Source organism: Nostoc sp., assembly GCF_036917135.1.
In the GTDB taxonomy this organism is placed as follows: Bacteria; Cyanobacteriota; Cyanobacteriia; order Cyanobacteriales; family Nostocaceae; genus Nostoc.
In genome coordinates, this window is the sequence record NZ_JBALEA010000073.1 from 110,000 (window position 1) to 117,892 (window position 7,893).

Here is a 7,893-nt window from a genome sequence, read left to right on the forward strand (position 1 = left end):
CATTTCAATGGCTAAGTTTTTCGTGATTTAGGATATAGCCACCTACTAAACAAACGGCTAACTCTAGGCATAACAATATATGTCAATAGCAAAACCATAGTAATCGTAATTATCAAGGAAATAATTAAGGGAGGTAAACCGCGAAGCAGAGGCGTTACAAATGTATTCAACAAATTAATTAACACAAATACAGCCGCCCAAGTTAGGAAGGCTATTTTATAGCGCGGTGGAGTTTTTAATGGTTGACCAGGAAGAGAAAACCAAGCTTCTAATCCACAGATTTCTTGAACATCAGGATCAGATTCAACCAAATGTTTACCTTGATCCAGCCAATATTCGCGATCGCGTGATGTCATCCACACCTTTAAATTGTCATAACCGTCAAACCGAAAGATGATCACATATTCGTTTCGTACCCCAAGCTGCGGACGAATCACATTTGTTCCCAGATGACCCCTATAGGTTCTCGAAACCCTGGTAATATCTTTTAACCAAGCTTCATAAGCGGTTTCGCATCCTGGTTTGACAACTTGTGTAATAACTACGGTTACAAATTGATCGTCCTGTTCCATCTCCATTAGTTATACCAATCAATTTTAGATTTTAGATTTTAGATTTTTTCGCGTAGCTTGTTTTTTGGGGAGCGAATATCAATTTGCTTGCTGTAAAACATTTTGAAATTTTGGACTTCGAGTGATTTGTACTTCGACAAACCTCAGTACAACTCACTCGAATGCTTTTCAATTCAAAATCCAAAATTTAAAATCTAAAATTCGGATATCCAGCTTTTCCCACCTCAAGCCGAACAACATTAGCAGGAACTACACCTGTAGGTGGAGGTAAAAACATTCCACCATTGGTGACAACATAAATCGCGGTGCGATCGCTCTCACCTTGACCAAAAGCTACGGCTGTGCTGCCAATTACACCTGCCTCGGCTTGAGCGATAATAGTAGTACTTCCATCCTTTGCAATTCGGATCACACTGTTATAAATGTGTGTCGCTCCGTAAAGATTGCCTTCCACATCAAAGGCGAAGTCGTCAATATTAGTTTGCTCAACAAATATTTCTGGCTCACCTGGTTGATTTGCAGCATCAATCGGAATCCGCAATAGCAACATTTTTTCCGTATTTGAAACGTAGAGGAAATCACCAAAGCGCTTCAAACCATTTGCCGCCGGAGTGACGTTTTCCGAATTGCTACGAGCAAGTATTGGATCTTCTAGCCAAATTGACCCCCGGCGTTGAGCAATATCAATCAGCCAAATTGCACCCCGATAAGAATCTGCTGTCAAATACTGAGTGTCAGAAAGTGGAGTGATGCCATTGAGAAATATGGCATCTGGCAGTGTCAGTAAAGTTTCCACAGTGCCATCATTGGCAACTAACGAAACCACTGGTATAGAATCAGCATTCCAGCCTGTTGCCACCAAACCCCCGTTAGTAGTGAAAGCAAGACCACTCACCTTGCCCTCAACAGTGGCGTGAATCTGCTGATTGCCATCTGGACTAATGCGAACAATCTCGCCAACTTCGTGATTAGTTACAAAGATTGTGCCATCTGGTGCGTAGGAGTAGCCCGCCGCAGCTATCGCTAGATTTTCCAAAAAAGTATTGATCGGGAACGAGGTAATAATTTTAGCAGGTGCTAATTCAATCGGCTTATCTGCGTAAATAGGTGGTAAAACTGCGAAATTTCCCATGTGAACCTACCATTGTAATTGAATCAGGCTACCAAACTTTCGTATCTCTGCAAAAAACAGTCCTTGCGCTCCGCCATCGGCAAGTGTTGCCAAATAGACGACAACAGGTGCAAGCCTTAGCGTTAGAATCTTGGCTTTGACATCCTCCCAACACCAACCGATTTCTACAGAACCTTTACCCAAACTGGATGTTGGGGAATTACAGATATTCCTCTCCCCTCCACTCTCTGCGTTCTCTGCGCCTCTGCGGTTCGTTCCTCTTACCCCAACCTCGGACGTATCCCATAATGCCGATATCGCCAATAATCGCGCAAAATGCGATCGTGGTCAAAACATAAATTACTAGGCACACGCCAAGACTCAAAAATACCTACACCCTTCGCATCATCCCCAGCTACAACTTCCCCCGTAGCTGTCGCCAAAAACACAATACTAATGGTATGCTGACGCGGATCACGATCGGGGTCAGAATACACCAGTAATTGTTCAACTAACTCCACCTTTAAACCCGTCTCTTCCTCAGCTTCTCGCCGCGCCGCCACTTCTACAGATTCTCCATAATCTACAAAACCACCAGGAATAGCCCAACCCAAGGGTAAATTATGTCTTTCAATTAACACTATTGGCCGATGAGGTCGATCTACTAGTTCAATGATGATATCAACTGTCGGTGTAGGATTTCGGTAAGACATGGAATTTTGGATTTTAGATTTTGGATTTTGGATTAATTAAAGATTGGGAATTGGGCATGGGGCATTGGGCATTACTTATTCTCTTTGCCCCCCACTCCCCACTCCCTACTACCACCAGCTTTCAAAGCTGAACGTAGCATGATAAATTCGATGCGATCGCTCTTTCTCATAACTCAGGTTAAATATGCCTTTTCCTAGATCCAGTGGCATTTTGCTGCATCCTACTTCCTTTCCCAGTCGATTTGGTATTGGGGATTTAGGCTTAGAAGCCTATCGCTTCATTGATTTTCTCAAAGAGAGCCATCAACAATATTGGCAAGTTTTACCCTTAGGCCCCACTGGATACGGAAATTCTCCGTATATGTGCTACTCGGCAATGGCAGGAAATCCCCTGCTGATTAGCCCAGAAAAACTCCTAGAAGAGGGTTTGCTAGCTGAAGAAGACTTTGCTAATTTACCAGGATTTCCGGTAGAAAAGGTAAATTTCGAGCAGGTTGTGCCAATTAAGATTAGGCTACTCAAAAAAGCCTGTGAAAACTTTAAAACCAATGCTACACCTATCCAGCATAAAGAGTTTGAAGGTTTTTGCGACAGTAAAGCCTATTGGTTAGATAATTACGCCTTATTTATGGCACTGAAAGATGCTAACAATGGTGCAAGCTGGAATGCATGGGAACCGGCATTTGTCAAGCGCGAACCAGAAGCATTAGCTCAGGTAGAGAGCCGACTCAAGGTCGATATTTTTTATTACAAGTTCATCCAATTTCAGTTTTTCCGGCAGTGGTCAAACCTGAAAAACTACGCCAATATGCGGGGCATTGACATTATCGGCGATATCCCCATCTACGTAGCTCATGATAGTGCCGACGTGTGGGCCCATCCCGACATCTTTTGCTTAGACGAAGAGACGGGAGAAGTTGCTCAAATGGCAGGAGTCCCACCAGATTACTTTAGCGCCACTGGTCAATTGTGGGGCAACCCAGTTTATAACTGGGAGCAATTGCAAAAACAAGACTTTAAATGGTGGGTACAGCGCTTTGAGGCCATGCTGGATTATGTAGATATAATTCGCATTGACCACTTCCGGGGCTTCGAGGCTTATTGGTCAGTACCCAAAGGTGAAGAAACTGCGATGAATGGCCAATGGGTGGAAGCACCTGGAGACGCTTTTTTTGAAGCAATTAGGCAGAAGTTGGGTAAGCTTCCTGTCTTGGCAGAAGACTTGGGGGTAATTACACCAGGGGTAGAAGCACTGCGAGACAAATACGAATTTCCGGGAATGAAAATTTTGCAGTTTGCCTTTGGTTCTGATCCCGCTAATCCATTTTTACCATTTAATTACTCACGAAATGCTGTAGTTTATACTGGTACTCACGATAATGACACAACCATCGGCTGGTTCAACACGGCTAATGACAACGAAAAGCAAAACTTATGGCTTTATTTAGGTTGTATCAGCCCTGAAGGTGTCCACTGGGATTTAATTCGCCTAGCTTTAAGTTCCATAGCCAACCAAGCGATTATTCCTTTGCAAGATATTTTGGGATTAGGAAACGAAGCACGAATGAATTTTCCCAGTATTGCTGAGGGTAACTGGGAGTGGCGCTATCAAACAGGAGCCTTAAGAGACGAATTAGGCGATCGCTTAAAAGTTCTTACCAAACTTAATGGACGCGCCCCGCAAGCCCAGTAAGGAGTGAGTGGGGTATGGGGTAGGGCAAGATGGGGAGATGAGGGAGCAGGGGGAGATAAGGGAGAGAGAGCAGTAAATGCCTCCTTGTCCTCCTCATCCTCCTCATCTCCCTCATCTCCCTCATCTCCCTCATCTCCCTCATCTCAAAACTTAGGCTTGGCAGCAATCCTAACTTCTTCCTCTTTCCCCGGCTCTCCCATTTCCTTCGCTTTCTCTTGATTGACGCTCATCAACACACCACCAGCATTATCAGTTTTCACTGTCAGTTGTTCTTGGGCTTTCCAAATCCGGTGAGTTCCCTCTGGTAAAGTACCCTCAAACTCGGTTTTGCCATCGGCTACTACGCGAATCCAAGATGATGCTTTCAAGGTGACACCAATCTGTACTGCCTGACTCTGCTGGACACCGCTAAGAGTATCGCTGATCGGCTGGATTTCTGCTGACTCTTTTTGTTGGGCTAGTTCTGGTTTGACAACGGACTTTTGTTTTGGATATGGCTGGTTTTGGCCATTACTTGCTTGTAGTACAGCGTTATTTAATAACTGAGACAAGCCATTTACAGAGCATACAATTAGCAAGATGTAAAGAAAATAAAGATGAATCGGACGTAGTTGAGCAAGGGGTGAAGTATTACCCATACTTCCGGGGTTCAGTTGTGCAGAACTGATCGGAAAAGTGCCAGAAAATTCTACTCCATTCAAGCCTAGAGCTTCGGCAAATTGCCTGATCAAACCCTGAATATAGACTGGTTCCGGCAGATCCTTTAAATTACCTTCTTCAATCGCCTGCAATAATCGCTGGGGAATTCTGGTTAATGCAACCACTTGCTCTAGAGATAAACCTTGTTCTTGCCGCAATGCCCAAAGTTGAGCGCCCATTTCTGCCAACCTTTCGGCTCGTTGTTCCTCTAATGAAAGTGATGGCTGGTGATTATTCTTCTTTCTTAGCCATTTCATGCCTGCTGACTCTCCTTAACTCTGCTGAATCAATAATTAGGTTGCGTTATCTGCTCTTGCAAAAAGTGAATCTCATCATCGTTGAGGAAACGATATTTACCCTCTGACAAAAAGGCTTCTTTTTGAGTTTGTAATTGTATTGCGCCGATCGCAGTCCGATGCAGCTGAATTACTGGGTATCCTAACTGTTGGGCTATACGGCGAATTTGACGATTTCTTCCCTCCTGCAACACTATTTCTAAAAGGCTTTGCTCGGTATAACGTTCTATGAGATGTACCTTAGCGGCTCTGGTTTTTCTACCCTCTAACATCACACCCTGACGCCACCTTTGGAGTACTGCTTCTGGCGGATGTCCTTTGACCAAAACACGATATGTCTTGGAAATGCTGTGGCGTGGATGGGTTAATCCAAATGTCAGTTCTCCGTCATTGGTTAAGATTAATGCTCCTGTAGAGTCTGCATCTAAACGCCCAACTGGATGAATCCCTAAACCTTCCCGTAATTCTTTTGGTAGTAGATCCAGGACTGTTGGTTTTCGGTGAGGGTCGTAACAAGTCGAAACCACTCCCGCCGGTTTATGCAGCAATAGATATATTAAAGCCGGACGGTGCTTTACGGATACGGGTTTATCATCGATCGCGATCGCATCTTTTTCGGGATCAACTTTTTGACCTAAATGTGCCAATACTCCATTGATCCGCACGCGTGAGTTCCTAATCATTTCTTCGGCTTCACGACGTGAGGCGATGCCCCATTGAGCAAGAATTTTTTGTAACCGTACCTCCATGTGGAAATTGCTTATTTATTGTCAACAATTAAATGATATTTGCATTTTGTAGCGAGTAGGCATAAATGTTACATTTAAGGCTTGTTTGATTTCTGTTCGGTTGTTGCACAAATACTCATAAACAGATTGGTTAAATGCCAGAGCAAAATTCCCAAACTACAAATGCAAATAAAATCCGCATAATTACGCAGGTACTCACAACAGCAGTAAAGCTCTGGTTGAGAACGCAAGTCAGCCAAATATCGGAATTAGAGGTTGAGATTAAAGCCAGCGATCGCCAACTTCTCTCTGGACGCATCCCCTTGGTATCTATTTTTGCTACTCATGCAGTTTATCAAGGTCTACTGATTACACAAATTAAATTAATAGCAGAAAATATTCGGATAAATATTGGCTCCGTACTTAAGGGAAAACCCCTGCAACTGTTAGAAACAGTACTAGTGGTTGGCGATTTAATCGTAGACGAGAAGGATCTTAATGCTTCTCTCTCCTCTAACCTATTATCGACTGCTTTGAGTGATTTATTGGTTAAGGTTTTACCAACACATTACCCGCAGTCACAACCAATTAATTGGCAAGAAATTCTTCTTGGCAACAACCAAATTATACTGCGAGGTATGAGAGTAACCAATAGTGAAACAACACCTCTAGAGATTTGTCTAAGCTCACAGTTACTCAGTGGGCATGAGTTAAAAGTGGCACATACCCAAATCAAGGCTGACCAAGGAGATATATTAGAGGACAATCATGAGTACAATCTGGATCTTGGTTCAGATGTAGATGTCGAAGAATTAACGCTGATCCCAGGCAAGCTCGTGTGTCGTGGGCGGATTAACGTTAACCCTTAATCATTAGAAATAAAAAATATTAATACCCTATTTTAGGTATCGCGTTTAGTGGGGAGTAGGGATATGAGGGATATGAGGGATATGAGTTAATAACCAATGCCCCATGCCCCATGCCCCATGCCCTATAGTAGCGGCAAAAGTAATGTCACAAAATAATAAACCAAAGGAGCCGTGAAAATATAACTATCAGTACGGTCTAAAATACCACCATGACCAGGGATTAACTGTCCAGAATCTTTGACTCCAGCATCCCGCTTGAGCATAGATTCGGTAAGATCCCCTAAAAGACTAGCAATGCCAATCAGCAAACCTAGTGCTAAACCTGTGAATGGGGATCTAGGCAAGTGTAGATAATAAGCTCCTGCTATGGCGACGGCAACACTTGAAGTAATGCCAAAGACGGCACCTTCTACAGTTTTTTTCGGACTAATTTCAGACAGACGGGTTTTCCCAAAGAATTTGCCAATGATGTAAGCACCGATATCGGCTGCCCAAATACACAAAAAAGTCAGCAGTGTTGCTGTAAAACCTTGTGGTAAAGAAGCGGAATTTGCCTTTTCCCAAAAATCTGTCCAAGTTGTAGGCCAGTAACCTCCAAAAGGGAGATTGCTAAAAACAGCACTATCAATTGCTCGTAACCGCACCCAGTAACTCGGTAAATAACCTACGTAAAATAGCCCCATAATGGAAGCGGAAACATCAGCGATCGTGGCAAATTTGGGTTGAAACAGCAGGTAAAAACAAATAAGTGTGCCAGCTATTGGCATCACAGCATCAGCTAAACTGCCATTTAGCGTACAAACCACCAGCAATACTTGGCTAGCAAACATTGTGGTTTTAGCAGCAGGAACAATGCCTCTGGCTCGTACCAAATTAAAATATTCCTGTTGACCCAAAAAGATGATAACCGCAAACACGACGGTAAAGTACCAACCCCCCAAAAGGGTAACAGAAAGAGCAAGAGCGATCGCAACAATTCCACTAATAATCCGAGACCAAGGCATAGAAGTATTGGGTACTGGGTATTGGGGACTGGGGACTGGGGGCTGGGTACTGGGTACTGGGTACTGGGTACTGGGTACTGGGTATTGATTGAGTATTTGGAAAGCTTTTTCCCAGTCCCTAGTCCCTAGTCCCTAGTCCCTAGTCCCTAGTCCCTAGTCCCTAGTCCCTAGTCCCTAGTCCCTAGTCCCTAGTCCCTAGTCCCTAGTC

Annotated in this window: 9 protein-coding genes; 2 read left to right on the plus strand and 7 right to left on the minus strand. The window is 43.7% G+C overall.

Annotated features, from left to right (window positions below):
• Nucleotides 1-11: 11 nt before the first annotated feature.
• The 4 genes from V7K50_RS22920 to V7K50_RS22935 all read right to left on the minus strand — a co-directional run bounded on the left by V7K50_RS22920 (nt 12) and on the right by V7K50_RS22935 (nt 2,396).
• Complete coding sequence (locus V7K50_RS22920) at nt 12-572, minus strand: antibiotic biosynthesis monooxygenase (protein ID WP_334964042.1); 561 nt, start codon at nt 570-572, stop codon at nt 12-14.
• Nucleotides 573-759: 187 nt separating this feature from the next.
• A complete protein-coding gene (locus V7K50_RS22925) occupies nt 760-1,704 on the minus strand; it encodes an SMP-30/gluconolactonase/LRE family protein (RefSeq protein WP_334964013.1) in 945 nt (314 codons plus the stop codon).
• Nucleotides 1,705-1,710: 6 nt separating this feature from the next.
• Complete coding sequence (locus V7K50_RS22930) at nt 1,711-1,887, minus strand: hypothetical protein (RefSeq protein ID WP_334964015.1); 177 nt, start codon at nt 1,885-1,887, stop codon at nt 1,711-1,713.
• A 77-nt stretch (nt 1,888-1,964) separates the two neighbouring features.
• Complete coding sequence (locus V7K50_RS22935) at nt 1,965-2,396, minus strand: NUDIX hydrolase (protein ID WP_334964017.1); 432 nt, start codon at nt 2,394-2,396, stop codon at nt 1,965-1,967.
• Nucleotides 2,397-2,580: 184 nt separating this feature from the next.
• On the opposite strand from V7K50_RS22935, the gene malQ reads away from it, so the two are divergent.
• Nucleotides 2,581-4,089 carry a 4-alpha-glucanotransferase gene (malQ, locus tag V7K50_RS22940; RefSeq protein WP_334964019.1) on the plus strand — a complete coding sequence of 503 codons (1,509 nt, stop codon included), beginning with the start codon at nt 2,581-2,583 and terminating at the stop codon, nt 4,087-4,089.
• A gap of 143 nt (nt 4,090-4,232) precedes the next feature.
• On the opposite strand, the gene V7K50_RS22945 is transcribed toward malQ, so the two are convergent.
• On the minus strand, nt 4,233-5,045 hold the full coding sequence (locus V7K50_RS22945; protein ID WP_334964021.1) for a helix-turn-helix domain-containing protein: 813 nt from the start codon (nt 5,043-5,045) through the stop codon (nt 4,233-4,235).
• A 29-nt stretch (nt 5,046-5,074) separates the two neighbouring features.
• Entirely contained in the window at nt 5,075-5,833 is a 759-nt protein-coding gene (locus V7K50_RS22950) for a pseudouridine synthase (protein WP_334964023.1), read from the minus strand.
• 134 nt (nt 5,834-5,967) lie between these two features.
• On the opposite strand from V7K50_RS22950, the gene V7K50_RS22955 reads away from it, so the two are divergent.
• On the plus strand, nt 5,968-6,681 hold the full coding sequence (locus tag V7K50_RS22955; RefSeq protein ID WP_334964025.1) for an LmeA family phospholipid-binding protein: 714 nt from the start codon (nt 5,968-5,970) through the stop codon (nt 6,679-6,681).
• A gap of 122 nt (nt 6,682-6,803) precedes the next feature.
• Here V7K50_RS22955 and V7K50_RS22960 read toward each other — a convergent pair whose 3' ends face one another.
• Nucleotides 6,804-7,685 (minus strand): phosphatidate cytidylyltransferase, encoded by an 882-nt coding sequence (locus V7K50_RS22960; RefSeq protein ID WP_334964027.1) that lies wholly within the window; start codon nt 7,683-7,685, stop codon nt 6,804-6,806.
• Nucleotides 7,686-7,893: the final 208 nt, after the last annotated feature.

Coding starts and splice junctions, on each gene's coding strand:
- V7K50_RS22920 (WP_334964042.1), bottom strand. CDS start 572: ATGGAACAGGACGATCAATTTGTAACCGTAGTTATTACACAAGTTGTC.
- V7K50_RS22925 (WP_334964013.1), bottom strand. CDS start 1,704: ATGGGAAATTTCGCAGTTTTACCACCTATTTACGCAGATAAGCCGATT.
- V7K50_RS22935 (WP_334964017.1), bottom strand. CDS start 2,396: ATGTCTTACCGAAATCCTACACCGACAGTTGATATCATCATTGAACTA.
- malQ (WP_334964019.1), top strand. CDS start 2,581: ATGCCTTTTCCTAGATCCAGTGGCATTTTGCTGCATCCTACTTCCTTT.
- V7K50_RS22945 (WP_334964021.1), bottom strand. CDS start 5,045: ATGAAATGGCTAAGAAAGAAGAATAATCACCAGCCATCACTTTCATTA.
- V7K50_RS22950 (WP_334964023.1), bottom strand. CDS start 5,833: ATGGAGGTACGGTTACAAAAAATTCTTGCTCAATGGGGCATCGCCTCA.
- V7K50_RS22955 (WP_334964025.1), top strand. CDS start 5,968: ATGCCAGAGCAAAATTCCCAAACTACAAATGCAAATAAAATCCGCATA.
- V7K50_RS22960 (WP_334964027.1), bottom strand. CDS start 7,685: ATGCCTTGGTCTCGGATTATTAGTGGAATTGTTGCGATCGCTCTTGCT.